Source organism: Saccharothrix sp. NRRL B-16348 (assembly GCF_001280085.1).
GTDB lineage: Bacteria > Actinomycetota > Actinomycetes > Mycobacteriales > Pseudonocardiaceae > Actinosynnema.
Window position 1 is genome coordinate 1 of record NZ_LGED01000202.1, and the last position, 25,128, is coordinate 25,128.

Annotated in this window: 24 protein-coding genes; 15 read left to right on the forward strand and 9 right to left on the reverse strand. The window is 70.8% G+C overall.

Annotated elements, in window-relative coordinates; translation table 11 throughout:
• Positions 1-275: 275 nt before the first annotated feature.
• The 10 genes from ADK67_RS22295 (at position 276) to truA (ending at position 6,124) form a co-directional block, all read left to right on the forward strand.
• A complete protein-coding gene (locus ADK67_RS22295) occupies positions 276-725 on the forward strand; it encodes a DUF1707 SHOCT-like domain-containing protein (RefSeq protein WP_157620749.1) in 450 nt (149 codons plus the stop codon).
• Between the two features lie 49 nt (positions 726-774).
• Positions 775-1,191: a DUF1707 SHOCT-like domain-containing protein gene (locus ADK67_RS22300; protein ID WP_053718424.1), complete on the forward strand. Its 417-nt coding sequence runs from the start codon at positions 775-777 to the stop codon at positions 1,189-1,191.
• Between the two features lie 160 nt (positions 1,192-1,351).
• Positions 1,352-1,573: a translation initiation factor IF-1 gene (gene infA / locus ADK67_RS22305; protein ID WP_005166804.1), complete on the forward strand. Its 222-nt coding sequence runs from the start codon at positions 1,352-1,354 to the stop codon at positions 1,571-1,573.
• A gap of 53 nt (positions 1,574-1,626) precedes the next feature.
• On the forward strand, positions 1,627-1,740 hold the full coding sequence (gene rpmJ, locus ADK67_RS22310) for a 50S ribosomal protein L36 (protein WP_010148647.1): 114 nt from the start codon (positions 1,627-1,629) through the stop codon (positions 1,738-1,740).
• 222 nt (positions 1,741-1,962) lie between these two features.
• A complete protein-coding gene (rpsM, locus tag ADK67_RS22315; RefSeq protein ID WP_053718425.1) occupies positions 1,963-2,343 on the forward strand; it encodes a 30S ribosomal protein S13 in 381 nt (126 codons plus the stop codon).
• Between the two features lie 37 nt (positions 2,344-2,380).
• Positions 2,381-2,788 carry a 30S ribosomal protein S11 gene (rpsK, locus tag ADK67_RS22320; protein WP_015105236.1) on the forward strand — a complete coding sequence of 136 codons (408 nt, stop codon included), beginning with the start codon at positions 2,381-2,383 and terminating at the stop codon, positions 2,786-2,788.
• 23 nt (positions 2,789-2,811) lie between these two features.
• The gene (rpsD, locus tag ADK67_RS22325) at positions 2,812-3,417 is read left to right on the forward strand and encodes a 30S ribosomal protein S4 (protein WP_053718426.1); all 606 of its coding nucleotides are present in this window, start codon (positions 2,812-2,814) and stop codon (positions 3,415-3,417) included.
• 142 nt (positions 3,418-3,559) lie between these two features.
• Positions 3,560-4,612, forward strand: coding sequence for a DNA-directed RNA polymerase subunit alpha (locus tag ADK67_RS22330; protein ID WP_033436734.1), 1,053 nt, complete (start codon positions 3,560-3,562; stop codon positions 4,610-4,612).
• A 58-nt stretch (positions 4,613-4,670) separates the two neighbouring features.
• Positions 4,671-5,249, forward strand: coding sequence for a 50S ribosomal protein L17 (gene rplQ / locus ADK67_RS22335; RefSeq protein WP_053718427.1), 579 nt, complete (start codon positions 4,671-4,673; stop codon positions 5,247-5,249).
• Positions 5,250-5,308: 59 nt separating this feature from the next.
• Positions 5,309-6,124: a tRNA pseudouridine(38-40) synthase TruA gene (truA, locus tag ADK67_RS22340; RefSeq protein WP_053718428.1), complete on the forward strand. Its 816-nt coding sequence runs from the start codon at positions 5,309-5,311 to the stop codon at positions 6,122-6,124.
• On the opposite strand, the gene ADK67_RS22345 is transcribed toward truA, so the two are convergent.
• On the reverse strand, positions 6,090-7,028 hold the full coding sequence (locus tag ADK67_RS22345; protein ID WP_053718429.1) for a lysylphosphatidylglycerol synthase transmembrane domain-containing protein: 939 nt from the start codon (positions 7,026-7,028) through the stop codon (positions 6,090-6,092). The genes truA and ADK67_RS22345 overlap by 35 nt on opposite strands.
• A complete protein-coding gene (locus tag ADK67_RS22350; protein WP_053718430.1) occupies positions 7,025-7,762 on the reverse strand; it encodes a PIG-L deacetylase family protein in 738 nt (245 codons plus the stop codon). The genes ADK67_RS22345 and ADK67_RS22350 overlap by 4 nt, the downstream gene beginning before the upstream one ends.
• Positions 7,763-7,811: 49 nt before the next feature.
• Between ADK67_RS22350 and ADK67_RS22355 the strand changes: the two genes are divergently transcribed.
• Positions 7,812-8,879 (forward strand): glycosyltransferase family 4 protein, encoded by a 1,068-nt coding sequence (locus tag ADK67_RS22355; RefSeq protein WP_053718431.1) that lies wholly within the window; start codon positions 7,812-7,814, stop codon positions 8,877-8,879.
• Between the two features lie 3 nt (positions 8,880-8,882).
• Here the strand turns inward: ADK67_RS22355 and ADK67_RS22360 are convergent, their stop codons facing one another.
• From ADK67_RS22360 to eccE, 5 genes are all read right to left on the reverse strand, one after another.
• On the reverse strand, positions 8,883-9,443 hold the full coding sequence (locus tag ADK67_RS22360; RefSeq protein ID WP_053718432.1) for a Uma2 family endonuclease: 561 nt from the start codon (positions 9,441-9,443) through the stop codon (positions 8,883-8,885).
• Between the two features lie 96 nt (positions 9,444-9,539).
• On the reverse strand, positions 9,540-10,118 hold the full coding sequence (locus tag ADK67_RS49230; RefSeq protein WP_053718433.1) for a Uma2 family endonuclease: 579 nt from the start codon (positions 10,116-10,118) through the stop codon (positions 9,540-9,542).
• 144 nt (positions 10,119-10,262) lie between these two features.
• Complete coding sequence (locus ADK67_RS22370; protein WP_053718434.1) at positions 10,263-11,825, reverse strand: S8 family peptidase; 1,563 nt, start codon at positions 11,823-11,825, stop codon at positions 10,263-10,265.
• A 251-nt stretch (positions 11,826-12,076) separates the two neighbouring features.
• Positions 12,077-12,781, reverse strand: a complete 705-nt coding sequence (locus ADK67_RS22375; RefSeq protein WP_053718483.1) for a hypothetical protein — start codon at positions 12,779-12,781, stop codon at positions 12,077-12,079.
• 14 nt (positions 12,782-12,795) lie between these two features.
• Positions 12,796-14,133: a type VII secretion protein EccE gene (gene eccE / locus ADK67_RS22380; protein WP_157620751.1), complete on the reverse strand. Its 1,338-nt coding sequence runs from the start codon at positions 14,131-14,133 to the stop codon at positions 12,796-12,798.
• 130 nt (positions 14,134-14,263) lie between these two features.
• Between eccE and eccB the strand changes: the two genes are divergently transcribed.
• The 3 genes from eccB to ADK67_RS52675 all read left to right on the forward strand — a co-directional run bounded on the left by eccB (position 14,264) and on the right by ADK67_RS52675 (position 17,409).
• Positions 14,264-15,907: a type VII secretion protein EccB gene (gene eccB, locus ADK67_RS22385; RefSeq protein ID WP_053718436.1), complete on the forward strand. Its 1,644-nt coding sequence runs from the start codon at positions 14,264-14,266 to the stop codon at positions 15,905-15,907.
• A gap of 72 nt (positions 15,908-15,979) precedes the next feature.
• Positions 15,980-16,336 carry a hypothetical protein gene (locus tag ADK67_RS22390; protein WP_053718437.1) on the forward strand — a complete coding sequence of 119 codons (357 nt, stop codon included), beginning with the start codon at positions 15,980-15,982 and terminating at the stop codon, positions 16,334-16,336.
• On the forward strand, positions 16,336-17,409 hold the full coding sequence (locus ADK67_RS52675) for a WXG100 family type VII secretion target (protein WP_053718438.1): 1,074 nt from the start codon (positions 16,336-16,338) through the stop codon (positions 17,407-17,409). The genes ADK67_RS22390 and ADK67_RS52675 overlap by 1 nt, the downstream gene beginning before the upstream one ends.
• 264 nt (positions 17,410-17,673) lie before the next feature.
• On the opposite strand, the gene mycP is transcribed toward ADK67_RS52675, so the two are convergent.
• Positions 17,674-19,122, reverse strand: a complete 1,449-nt coding sequence (mycP, locus tag ADK67_RS22400) for a type VII secretion-associated serine protease mycosin (protein ID WP_053718439.1) — start codon at positions 19,120-19,122, stop codon at positions 17,674-17,676.
• Positions 19,123-19,129: 7 nt separating this feature from the next.
• A complete protein-coding gene (gene eccD / locus ADK67_RS22405) occupies positions 19,130-20,524 on the reverse strand; it encodes a type VII secretion integral membrane protein EccD (RefSeq protein WP_053718440.1) in 1,395 nt (464 codons plus the stop codon).
• A 306-nt stretch (positions 20,525-20,830) separates the two neighbouring features.
• Between eccD and eccCa the strand changes: the two genes are divergently transcribed.
• Positions 20,831-24,835 (forward strand): type VII secretion protein EccCa, encoded by a 4,005-nt coding sequence (gene eccCa, locus ADK67_RS22410; RefSeq protein ID WP_053718441.1) that lies wholly within the window; start codon positions 20,831-20,833, stop codon positions 24,833-24,835.
• Positions 24,836-25,128 lie beyond the last annotated feature (293 nt).

Sequence of the window (25,128 nt, forward strand, 5' to 3'; positions counted from 1 at the left end):
CGCGTGTCAAGGGGGGCGTAGTTCACCTCTGCCTGACCAGTGCTTCTGATGTCGCCCCCCTTGATACGTGTGGTAGCCCTTGTGGAGGTCGGTGGGATGACACGGAGCCCGGACCAACGACGGACCCGCCACAGAACCAGGGCAGTGGGGGTCATCCTGCTGATCTGCCCGTCCGGCGAGGACAGCTTTTGATCTTTAAACCTTGGCCCCCAGGCCACGGACAACGGGGGGCTAGCCCCATGTTCCGCCCCCGATCCCCCCGGCACCATTGACGGGTGACCCAGCCTGTGCGGCCCGAGGACATGCGGGCCTCCGACGCCGAACGCGAACTGGTCCAGCAGTGGCTGCACCGCGCGCACGCCGACGGCAGCCTCGACCTCGCCGAGTTCGACGCCCGCGTGGTGCGCACCTGGGAGGCCAAGACCCGGGGCGAACTGGCCGCCCTGACCATCGACCTGCCGAGCGTGTCGCAGGCGTCCGCCGAGTCACCCACCTCCCTAGTACTGCCGACACCCAAACCGGTGAAAACGGGCAGCGGCGGACGCAAGGCGTTGAAGGTGCTCAGCACGATCTGGCTGAGCGTCAGCGTGCTCAACTTCGCCCTCTGGCTGCTCGTCAGCCTCCTCGCCGGCGAAGGCCTGGTGCACCCGTGGTTCCTCTGGGTGGCCGTTCCCCCGGGAGCCGTGCTCGGCGTCCTCTGGTGGAGCACCGACCCCAAACGGTAACGCTGTTACCATTGGGCCGGAGGTGTCAGGACCGAGGAGGTGGCGGACCGTGAACGAGTCCTTCGAGTCCTTCGAGTCCTTCACGCGAGCGGCCGACAACGATCGTGCGTTGGTCGCCGAGGAGCTGTCCCGCGCCCACGCCGAGGGCCGGTTGACCCTCGCCGAGTTCGACGAGCGCACCCGCGCCGTCTACGAGGCCCGCACGTACGCCGAGCTGAGCGCACTGACCGCGGACCTGCCCCGCGACGGCCTCCGCGCGCACCCGCCGGTGCGGCGCCGCGCGAGCACGGCCGCTAAGGTGATGACAGGGGCGTGGCTCGCCGCGAGCTCCGTCAACTTCCTCATCTGGGGGATCATCAGCCTCTCCGTCGACGAGGCCCTCTACCCCTGGTGGATCTGGGTCGCGGGACCGTGGGGCCTGGTCCTGCTGGCCGGCCGCCTGGCCCGATTTGGGCGTTCGAGCTGACCCGCGTACTATGGACAGGTGGCGCATACGTCGCGCCGGTTCCGTCATGCACGGGGATTCTTCCCCGGAGGTGGCCAGGGTTCGCAAGGGCCTGGAGGAGTCGGGGTGCCGCGTGCCCGCACTCCGGAAGTAACACCCACCGTCACGAAACGCGGAGGACATGGGCAAGAAGGACGGGGCCATTGAGGTCGAGGGCCGCGTAGTCGAGCCGCTCCCCAACGCGATGTTCCGCGTCGAGTTGGAGAACGGTCACAAGGTCCTGGCACACATCAGCGGCAAGATGCGTCAGCACTACATCCGCATCCTCCCTGAGGACCGGGTTGTCGTGGAGCTCTCGCCCTACGACCTGTCCCGCGGGCGCATCGTCTACCGCTACAAGTGACCTCCGACGCGCCCCAGCACGGGCGCGTCGGCTGACGCAGGAGAAGCTCAGGCGTGAAGGTCCAGCCGAGCGTCAAGAAGATCTGCGACAAGTGCAAGGTGATCCGCCGTCACGGGCGGGTCATGGTGATCTGCGAGAACCTGCGCCACAAGCAGCGCCAGGGCTGAGCGGAGCACGACCGGCACGAGTCGAGTCTTCACCGGACGCGACCATGAGTAAGCCTCTTCGCACCTGCCGCACACCGAGCACCGCGTGCGGCACACCCCCGGACTCCAGGCCGGGGCCGGGACACCGGTCGCGAGAGCGACCGGAACTGACACAGCGAGTCAGTCCCGGGATCGGGCGAGGAGCAGACCTGGAGCGACACCACTGTTAGGAGCAAGCGCCGTATGGCACGACTCGCTGGCGTCGACCTCCCCCGCGAAAAGCGGTTGGAGATCGCGCTCACCTACATCTTCGGCATTGGTCGGACGCGCTCGAAGGAGCTGCTGACCGCCACCGACATCTCCCCGGACATCCGGGTGAAGGACCTCGGTGACGACGACCTGACGAAGCTGCGGGACTACATCGAGAACCACTTCAAGGTCGAGGGTGACCTCCGCCGCGAGGTTCAGGCCGACATCCGCCGGAAGATGGAAATCGGCTGCTACGAGGGGCTGCGCCACCGTCGCAACCTGCCCGTCCGCGGGCAGCGCACCAAGACGAACGCGCGCACTCGTAAGGGTCCGAAGAAGACCGTCGCCGGCAAGAAGAAGGCCGGAAAGAAGTAAGACCTCGCGTCTCTAGCAAGTAGGAGTTCACCCAGACATGCCACCCAAGTCCCGTACGGGCGCCGGGGTCAAGAAGGTCCGGCGCAAGGAAAAGAAGAACGTCTCGCACGGCCAGGCGCACATCAAGAGCACGTTCAACAACACCATCGTGTCCATCACGGACCCGCTGGGCAACGTGATCAGCTGGGCGTCCGCCGGCCACGTGGGCTTCAAGGGCTCGCGCAAGTCGACGCCGTTCGCCGCGCAGATGGCCGCCGAGAACGCCGCCCGCAAGGCGGCCGAGCACGGCATGCGCAAGGTGGACGTGTTCGTGAAGGGTCCCGGCTCCGGCCGGGAGACCGCGATCCGTTCGCTGCAGGCCGCCGGCCTCGAGGTCGGCACCATCCAGGACGTGACCCCGCAGCCCCACAACGGCTGCCGCCCGCCCAAGCGGCGCCGGGTCTGAGGCACGGGGAGGAGTAAGACAACATGGCTCGCTATACCGGACCGGCCACTCGCATCTCGCGCCGTCTCAAGGTCGACCTCGTCGGCGGGGACCAGGCGTTCGAGCGTCGTCCTTACCCGCCCGGCCAGCACGGCCGCGGTCGGATCAAGGAGTCCGAGTACCTGCTGCAGTTGCAGGAGAAGCAGAAGGCCCGCTACACGTACGGCGTCCTGGAGAAGCAGTTCCGGCGCTACTACGAGGAAGCGGTTCGTCGTCCCGGCAAGACCGGTGAGAACCTGCTGCAGATCCTGGAGTCCCGGCTCGACAACGTGGTGTACCGCGCGGGTCTCGCGCGCACCCGTCGTCAGGCCCGCCAGCTGGTCAGCCACGGTCACTTCATCGTGAACGGCCAGAAGGTCAACATCCCGAGCTTCCGGGTGTCGAAGTTCGACATCATCGACGTGAAGCCGAAGTCGCTGCCCACGCTGCCCTTCGAGGCCGCGCGTGCTTCCTTCGGCGACCGGCCGATCCCGGCGTGGCTCCAGGTCGTGCAGAGCAACCTGCGCATCCTGGTCCACCAGCTGCCGGAGCGGGCGCAGATCGACACGCCCGTCACCGAGCAGCTCATCGTCGAGCTCTACTCGAAGTGATCCTCCTGGAGGGGCCGTCCGCGGCCCCTCCAGTCGGGTCCCGCGGCGGCACGGAATGGTGTGCCGCATGCGTTTGCCGGTCTCCGCGACCGGCTTCCACGACGTCAAATAGCGGGCGTCGGGGTTAGAAGGGAAGAACCCAGTGCTGATTTCCCAGCGTCCCTCGCTCAGCGAGGAAGCGGTCAACGAGACCCGCTCCAGGTTCGTCATCGAGCCGCTGGAGCCGGGCTTCGGCTACACCCTCGGCAACTCGATTCGCCGCACCCTGCTGTCGTCCATCCCCGGCGCGGCCGTGACCAGCATCCGCATCGACGGTGTGCTGCACGAGTTCACGACCGTCCCCGGTGTGAAGGAAGACGTCACCGACATCATCCTCAACCTCAAGGAGCTGGTCGTCAGCTCCGAGGAGGACGAGCCGGTGACCATGTACCTGCGCAAGCAGGGGCCGGGCGCGGTGACCGCGGGCGACATCGTGCCTCCGGCCGGTGTCACCGTGCACAACCCCGACCTGCACATCGCCACCCTGAACGGCAAGGGCAAGCTGGAGATCGAGCTCGTGGTCGAGCGCGGTCGCGGCTACGTCCCCGCCGTGCAGAACAAGCAGGCCGGCGCCGAGATCGGCCGCATCCCGGTCGACTCGATCTACTCGCCCGTCATGAAGGTGACCTACAAGGTCGAGGCCACCCGTGTCGAGCAGCGGACCGACTTCGACAAGCTGATCCTCGACGTCGAGACCAAGCCGTCCATCACGCCGCGCGACGCCGTCGCGTCGGCCGGTAAGACGCTGGTCGAGCTGTTCGGTCTCGCCCGCGAGCTGAACGTCGACGCCGAGGGCATCGAGATCGGCCCCTCGCCCGCCGAGGCGGACACCATCGCGGCGTTCGCGATGCCGATCGAGGACCTGGACCTCACCGTCCGGTCCTACAACTGCCTCAAGCGCGAGGGCATCCACACCGTGGGCGAGCTGGTCTCGCGCAGCGAGGCGGACCTGCTGGACATCCGCAACTTCGGTGCGAAGTCGATCGACGAGGTCAAGATGAAGCTCGTCGGCCTCGGCCTCGCGCTGAAGGACAGCCCCCCTGGGTTCGACCCGTCGGCCGCCGCGTCCGACTACCCCGCCGAAGGCTGGGGCACGGACACCGCCGTGGACAACCACGACGACGGCCAGGACTACGCGGAGACCGAGCAGCTCTGAGGTCGCTTAGCGGCCGGGCCGGAGCAGAGGATCAGAAAGAAATCCGAGGAGCAATTCGATGCCCACCCCCACCAAGGGACCCCGTCTCGGGGGCTCGCCGGCCCACGAGCGGCTGATGCTGGCCAACCTGGCCACGTCCCTGTTCACCCACGGTCGGATCACGACCACCGAGGCCAAGGCGAAGCGGCTGCGCCCGTACGCCGAGAAGCTGATCAGCAAGGCGAAGGTCGGTGACCTGCACAACCGTCGCGAGATCCTCAAGGTGATCCGCGACAAGGACATCGTGCACAAGCTGTTCGCCGAGATCGGTCCGCAGTTCGCCGACCGCCCCGGTGGCTACACCCGCATCACCAAGACGATGCCGCGCAAGGGCGACAACGCGCCCATGGCCGTCATCGAGTTGGTCGCGGAGAAGACCGTCACCTCCGAGGCGGAGCGCGCCCGCAAGACCAAGTTCGCCAAGGACGCGGAGGCCCCCAAGGCCGTCGAGGCCGAGGAGACCAAGGTCGAGGACGCGCAGGACCAGGACGCCGACGCGCCCGAGTCCGCCACGAAGGACGCCGCCGAGGAGCCCGCCGAGGGCGCTTCGGACGAGGCCGCCGAGGCCCCGAAGGCCGAGAAGAAGGACGAGTCCTGACGGACGCGCACTTCACCGACGAGCCCGTCGTTCCCGCTGGGGACGACGGGCTCGTTCGTGTGCGACTCGACCTGGCCTACGACGGCACGGAGTTCTCGGGGTGGGCACGTCAGCCGGGCCGCCGCACGGTGTGCGGAGTCCTGGAGGACACCATGTCGACGGTGCTGCGCGAGGACGTGCAGCTGACCGTGGCGGGCCGCACGGACGCCGGCGTGCACGCGTCCGGGCAGGTGGCGCACGTCGACCTGCCGTCCCGGGTGGACGTCGCGGGCCTGCCGAAGCGCCTGGCCCGCGCGCTGCCCGCGGACGTCCGGGTGTTCTCGGCCCGGGTGGTGCCCGCCGAGTTCGACGCGCGGTTCGCCGCGTTGCGCCGGCACTACGAGTACCGGGTCACCGACGCCGCGTCCGGTGCGCACCCGTTGCGGCGGCTGGACACGCTGGCCTGGCCGCGTCCGCTTGACCTGGACGCGTTGAACGCCGCGTCGCGGTTGTTGTTGGGTGAACGGGACTTCTGCGCGTTCTGCAAGCGGCGCGAGGGTGCGACGACGATCCGCGAGCTGCAACGCCTCGAGTGGGTGCGCGACGGCGCCGTGCTGACCGCGCACGTGTCCGCGGACGCGTTCTGCCACTCGATGGTGCGCAGCCTGGTCGGCGCGCTGCTGGCCGTCGGCGAGGGGCGCAAGCCGGTGGAGTGGCCCGCGTCGCTGCTGTCGCTGACCGCGCGGTCGAGCGCGGTCACGGTCGCGCCGCCGCACGGGTTGTCGCTGGTCCGGGTCGACTACCCGGCCGACGACGAGCTCGCCGCGCGGGCCGCGGTCACCCGGAACGTGCGCGGCGCGGTCACCCGGACCGAGCCCGCCGCGCCGACCAGCTGAACCAGGCCACGCCGCCGAGCGGTATCTCCACCAGGTACGTGAAGAACGCGAACAGGAGCACGCCCGCGACGGCCGGTGCGGCGGGCGTGCCCAGTCCGACCAGCAGCGCGATGGTGCCGTTCTCGGTGACGCCCACGCCGCCGGGCGTGACCACGGCCAGCGTGAGCAGCCTGCTCACCGCGAACGCCGCCACCGTCGGCCCGAGCCCGAGGTGGACGCCCGCGGCGGCCAGGCACCACCACAGCAGCACGCCCTGGAGCAGCAGGTAGGCGAGCATGCCCGCGGTCATCCGCCGCCAGCCGGTCCGCACGACCTGCCCCGTCTGCCGGCGCAGCCGCAGGAGGAACCGGGCCGCCCGACCGCCGAGGAGCTTGCACAGCCACCGCAGGCGCAGCAGCACGGCCACGGCGAGCAGCAGCACCCCCGCCGCCGTGACCGCCGCGATCAGCACGCCGTCACCCAGCACCGCGGCGCCCTGCACGGCCAGCGCGAGGAGCGGCAGCGCCGCCCGGGACAGGGAGTTCCACAGCCCGGTGACGAGCGCCGACGTGGTGATCGCCCGCGCGGAGTGACCCCAGCTCGACGCCATCACCGCCGTCACCGCCACCCCGGCCGCGCCGCCGAACGGCAGCACGTTGCTGACCGCGCTGCCCGCCGCGTTCAGGCTGAACGCCTGGGTGTGGCGCAGGCCGGGCAGCGAGCCGGTGAGCACGTAGGTGTAGGCCCAGAGCCCGGCCAGCCACAACGCCGTCAGCCAGAGCGCGGTGCCGGCGCCGATGACGCGCAGTTGCGCGCCGACCGCCGACCACGCCACCCCGCCCACGGTCGGCACGAGCGCGACCACCAGCCACGCCGCCAGGCCCAGCGACGCCAGCGACGCGACACCGCGCAGCCACCGCGTCATCGGGCCCGCAACCGTTTGCGCTCGACGTACCACTCGGTGCCCAGGACCACCTTGAACAGCGGCGGCGGCAGGGTGAGCAGCGCGGCGAGGGTGCGGGTCGACTCGCCGCCGGTGGTCTGGGTGGCGTGCGCCGCCATGGCCGCCCGCTTCACGTCCGCGTACCGCCGGACGTCCACCGAGTGGGTGATCTCGGCGCGCGAGGTGTAGGCGTGCTCGAACGGTGCGAGGTCGAACCGGCGGACCAACCGGGCCAGCCGCAGCCCGCGCAGCAGCCACGTGCGGTCGACCGTCGCCTCCCAGACGCGGGGCGTGCCGGCGAGTTCGGCGGCCAGGGCGCCGACCCGGTGCACCTGGACGTGATCGGGGTGCCCGTAGCCGCCGTGCGGGTCGTACGCGGTGAGCAGGTCCGCGTGTTCCTCGTGCAGCAGCTCGGCCAGCCGCTCGGCGGCCTCGCCCACGTCGGCGCGGGCGAACCCTTGCCGCCCGTCCAGGCCGGAGTCCGGGTAGCCGAGGAACTCCACCCGCGCGCAGCCGAGCACGCGGGCCGACGCGTGCGCCTCCCTGGTGCGCACAGTGCCGAGATCGGTCCGGTGGGCGCTCAGGCCCTGTTCGCCCGCCGTGGCGACGACCAGCACGACGCGGTGCCCCTCCCGGGCGAGGCGCGCCATCGTGCCGCCGGTCAGCAGGGCTTCGTCGTCGGGGTGGGCGTGGAAGAAGACGCACGTTCGGCTCACGGGTGCAAGAGTGTCAGTTGGTCCGTTCGGCGGCTTGACGGGAGCGCACTTGTCCATCGTCCACGTCACAGACTGCTTCCTGCCGCGCCTGGGCGGGATCGAGGTGCAGGTCGCCGGACTCGCCAGGGAGCAGGCTTGCTCGGGCGAGGACGTGCACGTGGTGACCGCGACCAGGAACGCGTCGCCCGGTGACGGGTACTCGGTGCACCGGATCGCGGTGCGGCTGCCGTGGGACCTGCCCGTGCACCCGCGGGCGGGCACGCACCTCGACCGGGTGATCGCCGCGCTGTCGCCGTCGGTGGTGCACGTCCACGTCGGCGCGATCTCGCCGTTCGCGTGGTCGGGGGTGCGGTCGGCGGCGCGGCTGGGACTGCCGGCGGTGGTCGTGGTGCACAGCATGTGGGACCCGGTGGTGCAGCGGTGCTACCGGGCGCTGGACCGGCTGGCGTCGTGGAGCACGGCGCCGGTGGCCGTGGCGGCGGTGAGCCGTGCGGCGGCGGAACGGGTGCGCGCGGTGGCGCCGGGGATGCCGGTCGGGGTGGTGCCGAACGGGATCGTGCCGTCGGCGTGGCGGGGGATACCGACGCAGCGGCCGGACGACGCGGTGCACGTGGTGTCGGTGGGTCGGCTCGCGGCGCGGAAGGAGCCGATGGCGTTGCTGCGGGCGTTGCGGTCGGTGCGCGCCGACGTGCCGCTGCGGGCGACGCTGGCCGGGGCCGGGCCGGAGATGGGTGTCCTGCGGCGGTACGTCGAGCGGCACGACCTGGGGTGGGTGAGCCTGCCGGGACGGCTGGACCGGCAGGGGGTGGGTCACCTGCTGGCCAGGGCGGACGTGTTCGTGAACCCGGCGTCGCAGGAGGCGTTCGGGCTGGCGGCGTTGGAGGCGCGGACGGCGGGGGTGCCGGTGATCGCGCGGCCGGGGACCGGGGTGGCGGACTTCGTGCGGGACGGCGTGGAAGGGCTGCTGACGCACGACCTGGCCGCGGGGATCGCGCGCTTGGCGAACGACCGGGAGGAACGCCTGCGGATCGCCGCGCACAACCGGACCACGGAGCCGACCCACTGCACGTGGCCACGTGTTCTGGAGGCGCTCCGGTTGTGCGCGGCGCGGGTGTGAGGGCTAGAAGACGAGGTCGGCCAGGTCCAGCGTGACCGGGACCGGCGCGGCGGTGACGGTCGTGGGTCCGGCGGACTTCACGGTGTTCTCCACCAGGTACCGGTCGTCGTGCAGCCGGTGTGCGGTCAGTTCCAGTCCGGGGTCGTTCCCCTTGCGGCTGATGGTCCAGAGGAACGGCACGCCGGCGGCGGCGTAGGCGACCATCTTCGCCTCGCGTTCGTTGCGGGTGTTGCCCGGAGACCAGACCTCGACAGCGAGGACCAGGGCCTCGGCGGGGAACGACGCACCCGCCGGAATCCTGTCCATGAGTACGACGTCCGGGATGAGACCGGTGCGCAGGGTCGACGAAATCTTCACCCCCACGCCGATCACGGCGTAGAGGTCGGTCCGGCCGGCGGCGGCGATCGAATCCTCGAACGGCCGGATCAGGCGGGTGACTGCGAGCTGATGCTCGCCGGAGGGTGAGGGAGTCGCGTGGAAGTGTCCAAAGATCAGCTCGGTGCGCGATCCGTCCTCCGAAGGCGGGAAGGCCAGCCAGTGTTCGATCGTGTACGGGCCGATCATCGGACCCTCTGGCCGCTGAGGATCTTCTCGAACGGCTGCAGACACAGGTCTACCCCCATGGTCGACTTGATTTCCTGCGCTGCGCGGGTGTGAGGGTCAGAGGCGGAGTTCGCCCAGGTCCACGGTGATTGGGACCGGTGCGGCGGTGACCGTCACCGGACCTGTGGTCCGGACCGCCTGGGCCACCATGTAGCGGCCTCCGTCGAGCTGGTACGCGGTGAGTTTCAACTCGTGCAGATCGGTTTTCTGGTCGATCGTCCAGACGAACGGCACACCCGCGGAGGCGTAGGCGTCCATTTTGGCCTCCCTCTCGGCGCGCGTGTTGCCGGGGGACCAGACCTCCACTGCCAGCATCAGCGCCTCGGCAGGGAAGGCGACGCCCGTCGGCCTGTCGACGATCGCGAGATCCGGTATCAACCCCGTGCGCAAGGTCGAGGAGATCTTCACGTTCACCGCCGGCACCACGCGCAGGTTGCCGCGTCCAGCGGCGCGAACCGCGCTGCGGATCTGCACTCCCAGCTCGAACGCGACCAGTTGGTGCAGGTAGGAGGGTGCGGCTGACACGTGGAAATGTCCCTGGATCAGCTCGGTGCGCGACCCGTCCCCCGAGGGAGGCAGGGCCAGCCATTCTTCGACCGTGTGCGGGCCGATCGGGTGCTGCAGAGCTGCGGACACGGGTCCACCTCCAGGATCGACTTGGTTATGACCCTGGCACAGTCCCACTGGGGCGACACCGTCCCTGATCAGGTGAAACGTGAAGCGGCCCCTCACCGGCGAAACGGTGAGGGGCCGCTGTCGTGCGACTGGATCAGGGACCGGTTACAGGTCGAGGGTCCAGCTGTCGATGTAGCCCGTGTCCTGGCTGTACGCGTCACGCACGCGCAGCTGCCAGTTGCCGTTGGCGTTCTCCGCCGACAGGTTCACCGTGTACGTGGCGTCGACGTTGTCCGCGCTGTCCGAACCGGACTGGACCTTGAGCTGCTTGACCGCACCGCTCGGCGTGATCAGGTCGACGACCACGTCACCCCGGTACGTGTGCTTGATGTGCACCTCGACGGTGGCCGACGCGCCGGCCTTGCCGCCGCAGTCCGTCACCGAGATCGGGCTGGACGCGGTGCCCAGGTCCGGCACGGCGACGTCGGTCGCGTTGGTCTTGGCCGGGCAGCCGCCGGGCGGCGGGGTGGACGTGCCGACGAGGCGCAGCAGCTTGTTCGGCGAACCGGTGCCCGCGTTGCCGACCACGCCGCTCGTCGCGCCGTTGACCAGGGCGTCGCGCACCTGCGCCGGCGTGGCGGTCGGGTTCGCGGCCAGGTAGACGGCCGCCGCGCCGACCACGTGCGGCGTCGCCATGGACGTGCCGCTGATCGTGTTGGTGGCGGTGTCGTTGGTGTACCACGCCGACGTGATGGACGAGCCCGGCGCGAAGATGTCCAGGCAGGTGCCGATGTTCGAGAACGACGACCGGGCGTCGGTGCTGGTCGTGGAGCCGACCGTGATCGCCTCCAGCGTGCGCGCCGGAGTCGTGTTGCACGCGTTGGCGCCGTTGTCGTTGCCCGCCGCGAGGCCGTAGGTCACGCCCGCCGCGATGGAGTTGCGCACGGCTTGGTCGACGGTGGCGTCCGCGCCGCCGCCGAGCGACATGTTCGCGACCGCTGGCTTGACCGCGTTCGCCGTCACCCAGTCGATGCCCGCGATGACGCCCGCGTACGTGCCGGAGCCCGCGCAGTTCAGCACCCGCACGCCGACCAGCTTGGCCTTCTTCGCCACGCCGTACTTCGTGCCGCCGACGGTGCCCGCGACGTGCGTGCCGTGGCCGTTGCAGTCGGTGGCGTCGGCGTCGTTGTCGACGGTGTCGCGACCGGTCACGGCGCGGCCGCCGAAGTCGCTGTGCGAGAACCGGATGCCCGTGTCGATGATGTAGGCGGTGACGCCCTCACCCTCGTTCGGGTAGGTGTAGGAGTTGTCCAGCGGCAGCGCGGCCTGGTCCACCCGGTCCAGGCCCCACGACGGGGTCGGCGCCTGCGTGGCGGAGATCGTCACCTCGCCGTCCTGCTGCACGTAGGCCACCGACGGGTCGGCGGCCAGCCTGCGGGCCTGGAGCTCGGTCATCGTCGCCGAGAAGCCGCGCAGGGCGCTCGTGTACGTGTGCTTGACGTTCGCCCGGTACTTGTCGCTCAACGTGGCGACGCTGCTCGTGCTCACGTCCTTGAGCACGACGATGTAGCTGTCCTTGACCGCGTTGGGCGCGGCGTGCCCGACGATCTCGCCCTCGGCGGCGGCCGAGGTGAAGGTGGTCAGTGCGGCCGTGACCGCGAAGGCCGTGCCCGTGGCCAGCCCGACACCGGCCAGCCGTTTGATCCAGGACGCGCGAACGTCTCCCATGGCAGGGGGGTCTCCTCTTCGCAGGGTGGGTGTCCGGCCGGTGTCGCCCCCGCGCGACCGGCCGGACACGGTGAGTTGTTCCTAGTTCGCACTGCGGGGGAGGCGCAAGAATTTGCCCGGAATAACCGACGAACGGCTCGTACACAGTTTTATTCGTGCTGTGAACGAATGGGTGCGCGGAGTGACTGGACCCCACTCACGGAACGTGCCCCCGGACCGTGGTCCAGGGGCACGTCGATGCTGTGCGCAGGTCAGTCGCCGCGGCGGACCGCACCGAGGATCTGCTGTTCACCGGGGGTGGTGACCAGGCGCAACGGCCGCCACAGGTTCGTGCCGAGCGCGATCACCTGGTCGTCCTTGAGCGTGGTGAGCTGGTGCGCCATCTGCGGCGGCAGCCGCCAGATCTGCGACGCCAACTGCGCCTGCCCGACCGGCAGCCGTTGCAGCAGCACGAGGTCCGCGGAATTCGCGGTGGTCGCCGCCTGGGGGTGCAAATAGGGCAGCACGTACATCGTGGTCTGCCACGGCGACCGCGGCGGGAACAGCTCCTGCGGCACGTGGCCGCCGTCGTGCACGACCAGCAGCGGGCTGTCCTCCGACGGGCGGGGCAGCTCGACCGGGCTCAGCCGGCGCAGCTGCACCAGCGGCGAGGGACGGCCGTCCGCACCGGCGCCCGCCGCGCGCACCACCGGCTGCCAGGCCGCCGGGCGGCCCGTCGCGATGGTGATCCACGCGCCGGTCGCCATCGCCCGCAACGCGATCTGCCTGGCCAGGTACAGCCCGCCGACCACGACCATGCGGGTCGGCGCGGACCGCAGCACCGAGATCGTCAGCGGCTCGCCCTGCAGACCGGAGCCGAGCACCATGCCGCCGCGGTCGCCCGACGGGCTCACCACGTCCAGCATCTGCGGCGACACCAGGAACTCCGGCGCGACGCCCTTGCCCTGCGAGTCCATCAACCGGGAGTTGCTCACGCCACACCTCCGAGCGGCAGCGTCGCGGCCAGGCCGGCGACCTGCAGGCCGTTCAACGGGGTCAGCGTGATGTCGAGCTTGTCGCTCAGCGCCTTGAGCCGGTCGTCGGCGCGGTTCAGCTCGGTCGGCGTCCGCGCGCTCACCCGCACCATGCCGCGCAGGCCGACCTGGCCCTGCTCGCTGCTCGGCGAGATCGTCATGGACAGCGTCGAGGACAGGGCCCGCACGCCGGTCAGCGCGTTCAGGTTGTGGCGCATGCCCTTGGCCGGCCAGCCGGTGATCGCGTAGCTGGCGTGGCCGACGCCGCCCGCCGTCACACCGGACCACTTCTCCCGCAACGACACCGAGTTGTTCGACCCGGCCACCGAGGTCAGCTCGGCCGCCGAGATGCCCGCCCGGATCAGCTCGTCGGGGTCCAGCGGCCGGATCGACACGCCCGTCGACTCCAACGCGTTGCGCACGCGGGACAGCGCGCCGATCAACGCCCGGTGCGCGCCCACGACGCCGCCGCCGCGTTCCCGGATCGCCGCCGCGCACCGCCGCGGGTCCAGCCGCACCGCGATCCACGTGGTCCGGCGGGCCGCCGCGGGCAGCGGGCCGAGCACCTCCATGTAGGAGCTGAGCGCGGGCGAGTTCGTCGGCAGCGCCGCGCTGCCCGGGTAGCAGTGCCAGATCACCGAGATCGCGTCGAGCACCACACCGCGGTCCTCCAACGTCGGCGCGAGCGCGCCCAGCGGCAGCGACGGCGCGCTGCCCACCGCGGTGATCAGACCCGGCGCCGGGTCGACCAGCAGCACGGCGGTCCACGCGCCCTGGTGCCAGGCCATGCCGAGCGGACGGCGCTCGTGGTCGACTCCCCGGGCCACCACCAGGTCCGGCACCGCGAGGCGCAGCAGCGCCACCCGCGGGTCGTCCGGGCCGATGACCGAGGACTCCTCCTCCGACGGCGGCTTCATCTCCACCGGGCCGGTGCGCTTGGCCGTGCGGCCGTGCGACCGGAAGCTGTAGCGCACCACCAGGCCGATCCACTGGGTCAGCCAGCGACCCCGCGACCTGGTGAACGCGATGATCAACGCGATCAGCACGATGCCGCCCGCGACGTACATCGGCACCGGTGCGACCGTGTCGCCGGTGGCGCCGACCGCCAGCAGGACCAGGCCGATGGCGACGCCGACCTCGAGCACGACCAGGTTGGCGACCGGCAGGGAGCCCAGGCTCGCGCCCGCGGTGCGGCGGCGCGCCCGGAGCAGTGCGGCGCGCACGGCGCCGCCGGCTGCCTGCGCGCGTGCCATGGCGGGGTTGGGCTGGCCCGGATGTGGGGTGGTCACGGACATCCGCTCTGGTTCTCTTTCCGTCGGCGTGCGCCGGGTGGGACCGACCGGGTCTGACCAACCCGCACACGGACCACCCGCCGTCCGGCTATCGTGCAGACCGTACCGCGACTGGGAGAGCAGCGAGCCGAGAATGGCATCAACACCCACCACCAAGTCACAGGTCCAGGCCTACCGCTTCGTGCTGCGCAGGATGCAGTCCGCCCTGGTGCGCAGAGACGCGGTGATGCTGCACGACCCGATGCGCACGCACTCGCGCGCCACCGCGGTCGGCGTCCTGCTCGGCGTCATCGGTCTGCTCGGCTTCCTCATCTTCGGCTTCTTCTCGCCGGACCCTCAGGTCGACGACCAGACCCAGATCGCGATCTCCAAGGAGACCGGCCAGGTCTACGTCGTGCACACCGTCGGCAACACCAAGACGCTGATCCCGATGACGAACCTGGCGTCCGCGCGGCTGTTGCTGCTGCAGCGGTCCAACCCGGACAAGAGCCAGGCGTCGGTCGCGGGCGCCGACGCGGCGGCGGGTCAGGTGAACGCCGGGCCGCAGGTCGCGGGCGGCGAGCCGAAGCTGGTCAGCGAGAAGGCACTGGCGAAGCTGCCCAAGGGCCGGCTGACCGGCATCCCCGACGGGCCGGACGTGCTGCCCAAGCCCGCCGACCGGATCGGACCGGACTGGTCGGTGTGCGACACGCTGTCGTTGGACGAGTCGCTGAACGACCCGTCGGCGGAGGGCAAGTTCACCACCACCGTCCTGGCGGGCATGAGCGGCGGCGGTGAGCTGCTCGACGGCAACCGCGCCCTGCTGGTGCAGGCCGGCACCGACGACAAGCAGGCGTACCTGATCTACAAGGCGCCGGTGAACTCCAAGATCACCTCGACGTCCACCGTGCGCGCCAAGGTCGACCTCGGCAACGACGAGGTCCGCACCGCGTTGAACCTGGGCCAGAAGAAGGCGCGCGCGGTGAGCACCGGCCTGCTCAACGCGATTCCGGAGGCGAAGGAACTGGTGGCGCCGCCGATCCCGAACCGCGGCGACACCGTGACCTACGTCCAGGGCGAGAACCTGAAGGTCGGCGCCGTGATCGAGGTCCGCCGCGCCGGCACCGACTCCGAGTTCCACGTGGTGCTGAAGGACGGCTTGCAGAAGATCAGCCGGGCCGCGGCCGACCTGCTCCGCGCGGCGTACGCGCAGGGCGCGGAGCCGAAGCTGGTCGACATCGCGCGGATCAACACCGCGCCGCCCGTCGAGCAGCTCGACTTCGCCGACTACCCGCCGGACGTGCCGGAGATCCTGGACCCGACCAACCAGAACAACCGGGTGATCTGCCTGAACTGGCAGGCGCAGAACGTCACCTCGGACAACAAGTCGCAGCACACCAGGGTGACCATCGCGCCGACGCTGCCGATCCCGGCGAACGTGGTGCCGGTGGAGATCAACCAGACCGGTGCGACCGGCGAGGTGGTCAGCCAGTTCGTGATGGCGCCGGGCAAGTCGGCCGTGGTGCGCAGCGCGACGTCCACCCAGGACTTCGACACCGGTCCGATCCACCTGATCACCGGACGTGGCGTGAAGTACGGCATCCCGGACACCACGACCAGCGGCGCCCTCGGTCTCGGCGCGGACGGGTTCACGCCCGGGCCGGAGTCGATCCTGCGGCTGCTGCCCGACGGGCCGCAGCTCAACCGCAACGACGCGTCCCGCAGCTGGGACCACATCAAGGTGGAGAAGGGCACCGGCCTGCTGCCCGAGGAGAAGGCCAAGCAGCAGGGCGGCTGAGCCCGTAATGCTGAGCCCTTTGGGGGAACCGGCGTGGGCCGGTTCCCGTCAGAGGGTGCAGGAGGTGTCCGGGTGAACGAGGTCACACGCGGGCCGGCGGGCGGCAGGCAGGTTTCGGTCGACCCGCGCTGGCTGGAGCTGTACGCGAAGCGCGTCGAAGAGGCGGCCGAGGAGCTGACCCGCGCGCGGTCCGAGCTGCGGGAGGCGCCGATGCGCCCCCAGAGCTTCGGCGAGCTGGGGCGGACGCTGCGCAACGCGGAGGCGTACGGCCGGGCCGCCGGGCTGCTCAACCAGCAGCTCGACCGGGCGTGCGAGGTGCTGACGTCCGCGGCGAAGGGCCTGCACGACGTGGCCGAGCACTACGGCGCCCAGGACGACGACGCGGTGGCGTTGATCAAGGCGGTCGACCGGCGGGCGGGGTTGAGCTGATGCGGGGCAAGGACGGCAAGCAGATCGCCGCCGACGTCGGGCCGGAGCTGGACTACCTGTCCGGGATCAGTCGCAGGCTCGGCGTGCGCGACCTCGTGGCGGACTACTTCGCGCCCGTGCTCGGCGACTGGAACGACCTGAACGAGGAGGCGGAGCGCTGGCGCAAGGCCGGCCTCGTCGCCGAGCACGTGACGCGCGACCTGACCAAGCCGCTGGGCAAGCTGGACTCGGCGTGGCAGGGCAAGGACGCGGACGCGTTCGTGGAGCACATGCAGAAGGTCGGCCTGGCCGGGCACGACATGTCCGACGCGATGCACGCGATGGGCGAGGCGCTGGACCAGACCGCCGAGGGCATCCGCGGGATCGTCGAGGACATGTCCCGGGTGTACGCCGAGGCGGCCGACACGGTGTCCGGCGCGGCGGCGTTGCCGGTGGACGGCGACCGGCGCGTGGTGGAGGCGTTGGACGAGCTGCACGACCCGGCGAAGGAGCTGCACGAGTCGGTGCGGGACGTGCTGGAGGCGTTCCTGCGGCTGTGCGACGGCGTGTCCGGTTCGGACGACTTCGCCGACGTGAAGATGGAGCACAAGTACCCGGAGCAGAACTGGTCGTTCACGGCGCCGGCGAAGCCGACCGTGCCGGAGCCGCCGGCCGCGCCGCCCGCCGAGACGAAGCCGGCCGCTGCCGCCGGTGGGTCCGGTGGCGGTGCGCCGGGCGGTGGTGGCGGCGGTGGCGTGCCCGGTGGTGGTGGCGGCGGTGTGCCCGGTGGTGGTGGCGTGCCCGGCGGTGAGTCCGCGGAGCGGATGCAGCCGGGTGGGTCGACGGGTGTGGCCGAGCCGCACCCGGCGGAGCCTGGCCCGCGTCCGGCGGCTGCCGCGGCGGCCGGTGGCCCGTCCGGTGCGCCGGCGGGCGGCGCCGGGATGATGGGCGGCGGGATGATGGGCGGCATGGGCGCCGGCGGCCAGCAGGGCGGCGACAAGGAGCACAAGTCGAAGGTCCAGCTGGCCGGCTCGACCGAGCAGGTCTTCGGCAAGCCCAAGAAGTCCGCCCCGCCGGTGCTCGGCGAGGATTGAGAACCGCCTGCTCGCGTGTTCCGAGCGTTGAATTCAGGTGTTCCGAACGTAGGACACGGTCGTTCCGAACGTAGGACTCACGCGTCCTGAACGTAGGACACGCGCGTTCTGAAGGTGGGACACGCGCGAGGTCGCGTCGGGCATCCGGTGCTCATCCTGCGGCAATCACGCTTTTCGATTGTCGCAGGATCAGCGGCGGATGCCCGACTTCCAGGCGACCGAGCCGCGCCGCCGGAGGCGGTGCGATCAAACACCGCGGTGCGATCAAACACCGCGCCTGGCGCGGTTGCGGTTCACGGTGTGGACGATGAACAGCGTCAGCAGGAGCAGGCCGACGCCCGCGCCCGTGCCGGACAGCGCCACGATCATCGGCGTGCTGCTCGGCGGGTTCAGCGGACCCAGGTTGGTGATCAGCTGCTCCGGCGTCGGCCGCTTCTGGCCCGACTGCTCGAACGGCAGCTCGGCGGTCAGCGCGGCCACCGGGTTGATCATCCCGTAGCCGACCTTGTGGTCCCGGCCGTCCGGGTTGCCCGGGTGCTGCGCGGTCGCCTTGATGCGGTCCATCACCTGCCGCGCGGTCAGGTCGGGGAACCGCTCGCGCACCAGCGCGACCACGCCCGCCACGTACGGCGCGGCGAAGCTGGTGCCCTGGATCGCGACGGGCCGGTTGTTCTCGAAGTTCGCGTTGGTCAGGCCCTGGCCCGCCGGGTCGAGCGTGACGATGTTCTCGCCCGGCGCGGCCACGCTGACCCACGGGCCCCACACCGAGAACGGCGAGACCCCGCCCTCCGAGTTCATCGACGCCACGGACAGCACGTCGTCGGCGTACCACGGCGGCGACGCGACCACGTTGACGTTGTTCGGGTCCTGGTTGTCGTTCTGGCCCTGGCAGCCGCTCTTCGGGTCGATGTTGCCCGCGGCGGTCACGATGACGACGTTCTTGTCGTTCACGGCCCAGTTGATCGCGGCCTGCAGCTCGCGTTCCTGGTCGCTCGGTTCGCTCGGCAACGCGCACGCGGTCAGCGAGATGTTGATGACGTTCGCGCCCTGGGCCACCGCGGAGACGATGGCCTTCGCCAGGGTGCCCACCTTGCCCGCGGAATCCCGGCTCAGCTGCCGGTTCGTCGGGTGTTCGAACTTGAAGCTGTTGCTGGTCTGCCGGAACGCCAGCACCGTCACGTCGGGCGCGGCGCCGACGAAGCCGGTCGCCTCGTCCTTGCTGGCCGCGGCCACGCCGGCGACCTCGGTGCCGTGGCCGTCGCAGTCGTGGACACCGCGCTTCTCGGTCTCCACGTAGTCACCGCCCGCCTCGACCCGGCCGAGCAGCCGCGGGTGGTCCTTGTTGACACCGGTGTCGATGACGGCGAGCTTGACGCCCTTGCCGGTGGCGAACCGGTGCGCCTCCTCCAGCCGCAGCTGCATCTGGCCCCACGGCTTGTTCGGGATGGGCCGGTTCTCCGTGTTGGAGATGATGCAGCCCTGCTTCGGCTGGTAGTCGACGTCCTCGGCCGGCGACTCGGGCGCCCGCAGGAACGACCGGTCCACCGGCGGCGGCTGCGAGTTCGGCCTGCTCGCGGCCGCGTTCGTGGTCGTCGTCGGGTTCGCGGTGGTGGTGCCCGGGTTCTTGGTGCTGGTCGGCTGGGCGTACGCGCCGGGCGCGGTCACCAGGGTGACCGCCGCCGCGGCCAGCGCGGCGATCTTGCGGATGCGCATCACGGCCTCACGCGGGGATGAGCTGGCGCATGGCCACGTAGAGGTCCATCACCGCCAGCGCCAGCGGCAGCACCGCGGCGATCAGGATGGCCTCGAGCACGTCGACGGTCCGGCGCAGCACGGGGGAGAACTTCTGGTTGGGGAAGATCACGCCGAGCACCAGCGCGCCCGCGCCGACCACCACGAGGGTGCCGAACACGTACAGCAGCCGGTCGCCGGGCGTGGACTGCACGAGCCACCCGAACAGCACACCGGTGCCCGCGACCATGCCGCTGGCCAGCAGCGCCACCGCCTGCGCGCCGTTGGCGTAGGCCCGGCCGCGCAGCAGCAGCACCAGCGTCACCACGATCGCCAGCAGCGGGCCCCAGATGGAGCCGTCGCCCGCCGCGATCACGGCGAACAGCGCGGCGACGCCGCCGCAGCCGATGATCATGCCGGTCAGGTACTCGTGCGCGTTGGCGGTGCGCCGCTCGATCACGGAGTACTCCGGGAAGCCGGTGTCCTCCTTGAGGTCCTCGGCGCTGCCCGGCACGGTCGGCAGCGGCAGCTTCGCCAGCTGGATCGTCAACCGGGGCAGCACGGACAGCGCGGCCAGCGAGACCGCCGCGGTGCCCGCCGCGATGCCCTGCACCGGGTGGTCGACGAAGATCCCGATCAGGAACGCGATGCCGCTCAGCGCGCCCGCCGTGGCGGCGGCGATGAACACCGTGATGCCGCGGCCGATCAGCAGGATCGAGGCCGACGCGAAGATCAGCACCAGCACGCTGGCCAGCAGCAGGCTCGGCCGGCCGATCGCGCCGGGCACGATGTACAGGCCCGCGACGTAGGCCATCGGGAGCCCGCCCGCCGCGGCGACCAGCACGCCCGTTCCGACGGCGTTGTAGGACCGCGCCACGACCGCGCCCGCGATGAGCGACGCGATGGCCACCACGCCCGCGCAGATCGCCGGCACGAGGTTGCCGCCGCCCGCGAGCGGACCGGCCATCAGCACCGCGATCGCGGCCGTGATCAGCGCCAACGCGCCCGCGAGGTGGCCGTACCGGCGTGCCGTGTCCTTGGTCCACGGGCGGAAGCTGTCCGGGTCGGACTCCGCGATCGCGTCGACCACGTCGTCGTACAGCGGGGGTGGCGGGTTCTCGTTCCGCTTGCGCAGCTGCAGCAGCTCGCCGTCGACCACGCCGAGCGACGCCAACGTGCGGCTGGGGTCCAGCGGGCCCTCGCCCAGCTTGGCCAACGCCCAACCGCCGTGCCGCACGCCACCGTCCGGAGTGGCCTCCTTGGCCATGTCCAGCAGCATCGGCAGCAGGTCGGCCACCGCGACGTCGGCGGGCAGCGCGACGTCGATACGCGTTCGCGGCGCAACCACCGTCACCCGGCTGAACACCGTCGTACCGGTCGCCACCAGCGCCCCCTAAAGTCCTGATGAGTGTGTGCTGTGGTTCCGCCCCGACCCTATTGGTCCGGCCGGACGTGCTTCGGCCCGCCCCTGGAGGAGCGGACCCAGTATGGGGGCAGCGGGCGTCGCGGCAGGGCTGTTCGGTGGAACACGTCGCAACACGTTGGCCGCGGATTTGCCCGACCCCCCGTCGTTCGGGGTTCCGATGCGCCATAGTGTCGTTGCGACTGTGGCGGGCCCACACGCCCGATCGGGATTCGAGCGCAGTCGGGCTGATCGTTTACGGATCGACGCTGAAGAGGTGCCTGTTAGGTGAGCACGCTGCAGTTCAAGCGCACGGCACGCCTCGCTGCTCCCCGCCCACCCGGCGGTGAGGTCCACCTCGAACCACCACCCGAGGTGCCACGGGTCATCCCCGGCAACATCATGATGAAGGCGATGCCCGTCGTCATGATCGTGTCGTCCGTCGGCATGATGCTGCTGATGTTCAGCTACAGCAATCGCAGCCCGGCGGCGATGATCATGCCGGGCATGATGCTGGTGTCGACCATCGGCATGATGGCCGGCGGCATGGGCAGCGGCAAGGGCCAGAAGAAGGCCGAGATGAACGAGGACCGCAAGGACTACCTGCGGTACCTCGGCCAGATGCGCGACCGCGCCCGCGAGGCCGCCAACGAGCAGCGCGCCGAGCGCGAGTGGGTGCACCCGGACCCGCAGATGCTGTGGTCGCTGGCCACCACACGGCGCATGTGGGAGCGCCGGCAGAACGACCCGGACTTCTGCCACCTGCGCGCGGGCCGCGGCTCGCAGCGGCTGGCCACCCGGCTCGTGCCGCCGCAGACCGGCCCCGTCGAGGAGCTGGAGCCGATCGCGACGCTGGCGCTGCGCCGGTTCGTGCGCGCCCACTCGCTGGTGCCCGACCTGCCGATCTCCATCGCGCTGCGCGGCTTCGCCGCCGTCGGCCTGCTCGGCGAGATCGAGGAGAAGCGCGGCCTGGCCCGCGCCCTGCTGGCCCAGATGGTCACCTTCCACTCACCGGACGACCTGCTGGTCGCGGTGGTCACCACCGGCCGCACCAAGGCCGAGTGGGAGTGGATGAAGTGGCTGCCGCACGTGCAGCACCCGGCGATCGTCGACGGCATCGGGCAGATGCGGATGATGGCGGGCTCGCTGAGCGAGGTCGAGCAGATGCTGGACGAGCAGCTGCGCGACCGCCAGCGGTTCACCCGCAACGCGCCGCCGCCCGCCGACCAGCCGCACATCGTGATCCTGATCGACGACGGCGACGTCACCCGGGAAGAGCAGATCATCCTGGAAGAGGGCCTGGTCGGCGTCACGCTGTTCGACCTGTCCGAGTCGCTGGGCAACCTCACCGCCCGCCGCGGCCTGCGGCTGGTGATCGAGGACGGCAAGCTCGGCGCGCGCAGCGCGAGCGGCGTCGAGTGGTTCGGCGGGCCGGACTGGCTGAGCGTGGTCGAGGCCGAGGCGCTGGCCCGGCGGCTGTCGCCGTACCGGGTCGGCGGCGTGGACGTCGGCGGCAGCGACGAGGACCCGCTGTCGATGAGCAACAACCCGCCGTTGCTGGAGTTCCTGGGCATCCCCGGCGACCCGATGACCTTCGACGTGCAGGCGGCGTGGCGGCCACGGCCGGTGCGCGACCGCTACCGGGTGCCGTTCGGCATCGGCGAGTTCGGTCAGCAGGTCGAGCTGGACATCAAGGAAGCCGCGATGGAGGGCATGGGCCCGCACGGCCTGTGCATCGGCGCCACCGGTTCCGGCAAGTCCGAGTTCCTGCGCACGCTCGTGCTGGGCATGCTGGCCACGCACTCGTCGACCTCGCTCAACATGATCCTGGTCGACTTCAAGGGTGGCGCGACGTTCCTGGGCCTGGACAAGGCGCCGCACGTCGCCGCGACGATCACCAACCTGGCGGGCGACCTGACCCTGGTCGACCGCATGAAGGACGCCATCGCCGGCGAGGTGTCGCGCCGCCAGGAAGTGCTGGCCAAGGGCAACTACAAGAACGTGTGGGACTACGAGAAGGCGCGCGAGAACGGCGCCGACCTCGACCCGCTGCCTGCGTTGTTCATCTGCATCGACGAGTTCTCCGAGATGCTGACGGCGAAGCCGGACTTCATCGACATCTTCCTCCAGATCGGCCGCGTCGGCCGGTCGCTGCAGATGCACATGCTCCTCGCGTCGCAGCGGCTGGAGGAGGGCAAGCTGCGCGGCCTGGACACGTTCCTGTCCTACCGGATCGGTCTGAAGACGTTCTCCGCCGCCGAGTCGCGTGCCGCGATCGGCGTGCCGGACGCCTACGAGCTGCCGCCCATCCCGGGTTCCGGGTACCTGGGCGTGCAGGGCTCGCCGCTGACCCGGTTCAAGGCGCTGTACGTGTCCGGCCCGTACCGGCCCGCCGGCTTGCAGGTCGCGGGCCCGTCCGCGCCGGTGACCAGCGACAAGCGGCCCCGCTACTTCGTGCCGGACTACATCGAGATCCCCAAGGAGCCGATCAAGCCGGTCGAGCAGGTCAAGCAGGAGAAGAAGGAAGACGACTCGAACGAGCCGTCCGAGCTCGAGGTCATCGTCGAGCGCTTGGTGGGCCAGGGCCCGCCGGCGCACGAGGTGTGGCTGCCCCCGCTGAACGAGCCGCCGTCGCTGGACACGCTGCTGCCGCCGTTGCAGGCGACCGAGGACCGCGGCCTGACCGCGCCCGGCTTCTTCTCCAACGGCAAGCTGCAGGTGCCGCTGGGCGTGGTGGACAAGCCGTTCGAGCAGCGGCGCGACCTGCTGTGGGCGGACTTCTCCGGCGCCGCGGGCCACGGCGCGATCGTCGGCGGTCCGCAGTCGGGCAAGTCGATGATGCTGCGCACGCTGATCACGTCCATGGCGTTGACGCACACGCCGCAGGAAGTGCAGTTCTACTGCCTCGACCTCGGTGGCGGCACGCTGGCGTCGCTGGAGAACCTGCCGCACGTCGGTGGGTTCGCCAGCCGGTTGGACGTGGACAAGGCGCGCCGGATGGTGGCCGAGCTGTCGGGCCTGATCTCCGAGCGCGAGCAGCGGTTCCGCGCGCAGGGCATCGACTCGATGGTCGAGTTCCGCAACCGCAGGCGGCGCGGCGAGATCCGCGACGACGACTTCGGTGACGCGTTCCTGATCGTGGACGGCTGGATGAACTTCCGGCAGGAGTTCGAGGCGCTGGAGCCGATGGTCCAGGCGCTGGCCGCGCAGGGTCTGTCCTACGGCGTGCACGTGATGGTGGCGGCGAACCGGTGGGCGGAGATCCGGCCCGCGATGAAGGACCTCCTCGGCACGCGGTTCGAGCTGCGGCTCGGTGACGTCAGCGAGTCCGAGGTGGACCGGAAGGTCGCGGTCAACGTGCCGCCCGGCCGGCCGGGTCGCGGTCTGTCGCCGCAGAAGCTGCACTTCCTGACCGCGTTGCCGCGGATCGACGCGTCGTCTGACGCGGAGAACGTGGCGGCGGGCGTGCAGGACATGATCGCCAAGGTGAGCGCCGCGTGGCGCGGGCCGCGCGCGCCGCAGGTCCGCCTGCTGCCCGACCTGCTGCCGTACCACGACTTCATGGCGCAGGTGCAGCAGCAGCGCCCGAACCGGGGCCACCTGGTGCCGATCGGCGTCAACGAGGACGAACTGGCGCCGGTGTACGTGGACTTCGACGCCGACCCGCACTTCATGGCGCTGGCCGACGGCGAGTCGGGCAAGACCAACCTGCTGCGCACGATCGTGCGCGGCATCATGACCAGCTACACCTCGTCCGAGGCGCTGATCATGCTGGTCGACTACCGGCGCACGATGCTGGGCTACATCGAGACCGACCACCTGCTGTCCTACGCGGTGTCGTCGGCGCAGCTCACGGACATGATCAAGGACGTCCGGGGCTCGATGGCGAACCGCCTGCCCGGCCCGGACGTCACCCAGGAGCAGTTGAAGAACAGGTCCTGGTGGAAGGGTCCGGAGCTGTTCGTGATCGTGGACGACTACGACCTGGTCGCGCCGCAGGGTTCGCAGAACCCGTTGCAGCCGCTGGCGGAGTTCATCCCGCAGGCGAAGGACGTGGGGCTGCACATCGTCGCGGTGCGGCGCATGGGTGGCGCGTCGCGGGCGATGTACGACCCGATCCTCGGCAAGCTGAAGGAGATCTCGGCGCCGATCCTGGTCGGTTCGGGCTCGAAGGAGGAAGGGGCGATCGTGGGCAACCTCAAGGCGTCGCCGCAGCCTCCCGGCCGGGGCACGCTGGTCACCCGCAAGCTGGGGCAGCAGCGCATCCAGCTCGCGTGGATCGACCCGGACTGAAGGGTTTCGCGCACGACGGGAAGGCCTCGCTCCGGCGGGGCCTTCCGCGTTTCCGATCGTCGGGCGCGACCTGCCGGGGAGACGGCCGGTTCGGGGGTGTGGACGTCCGAAGTGCTCGCACCCGGTGTGCGTCGAGCGTCGGGAGTCGGCGGCCCGCGCCCGGAACGACGAGCGTCGGGCGCGGGCCGCGGTGCCACCGCCGGCCGTTCCACCTGCGTGAACGGCAGTACCCCCCCGGTGTGCGCGACTGCCGTGCGGCCGGCGCGGTGGCCGTCGGTGACTGTGCCGGACGG

What these genes read in the sequence shown, in the direction of transcription:
- ADK67_RS22345 (WP_053718429.1), bottom strand. Translation starts at nt 7,028, where the DNA reads ATGACGCGGTGGCTGCGCGGTGTCGCGTCGCTGGCGTCGCTGGGCCTG.
- ADK67_RS22360 (WP_053718432.1), bottom strand. Translation starts at nt 9,443, where the DNA reads ATGATCGGCCCGTACACGATCGAACACTGGCTGGCCTTCCCGCCTTCG.
- rpsM (WP_053718425.1), top strand. Translation starts at nt 1,963, where the DNA reads ATGGCACGACTCGCTGGCGTCGACCTCCCCCGCGAAAAGCGGTTGGAG.
- rpsD (WP_053718426.1), top strand. Translation starts at nt 2,812, where the DNA reads ATGGCTCGCTATACCGGACCGGCCACTCGCATCTCGCGCCGTCTCAAG.
- ADK67_RS52675 (WP_053718438.1), top strand. Translation starts at nt 16,336, where the DNA reads ATGCGGGGCAAGGACGGCAAGCAGATCGCCGCCGACGTCGGGCCGGAG.
- mycP (WP_053718439.1), bottom strand. Translation starts at nt 19,122, where the DNA reads ATGCGCATCCGCAAGATCGCCGCGCTGGCCGCGGCGGCGGTCACCCTG.
- ADK67_RS22370 (WP_053718434.1), bottom strand. Translation starts at nt 11,825, where the DNA reads ATGGGAGACGTTCGCGCGTCCTGGATCAAACGGCTGGCCGGTGTCGGG.
- eccB (WP_053718436.1), top strand. Translation starts at nt 14,264, where the DNA reads ATGGCATCAACACCCACCACCAAGTCACAGGTCCAGGCCTACCGCTTC.
- eccE (WP_157620751.1), bottom strand. Translation starts at nt 14,133, where the DNA reads ATGTCCGTGACCACCCCACATCCGGGCCAGCCCAACCCCGCCATGGCA.
- rpsK (WP_015105236.1), top strand. Translation starts at nt 2,381, where the DNA reads ATGCCACCCAAGTCCCGTACGGGCGCCGGGGTCAAGAAGGTCCGGCGC.
- ADK67_RS22375 (WP_053718483.1), bottom strand. Translation starts at nt 12,781, where the DNA reads ATGGACTCGCAGGGCAAGGGCGTCGCGCCGGAGTTCCTGGTGTCGCCG.
- rplQ (WP_053718427.1), top strand. Translation starts at nt 4,671, where the DNA reads ATGCCCACCCCCACCAAGGGACCCCGTCTCGGGGGCTCGCCGGCCCAC.
- infA (WP_005166804.1), top strand. Translation starts at nt 1,352, where the DNA reads ATGGGCAAGAAGGACGGGGCCATTGAGGTCGAGGGCCGCGTAGTCGAG.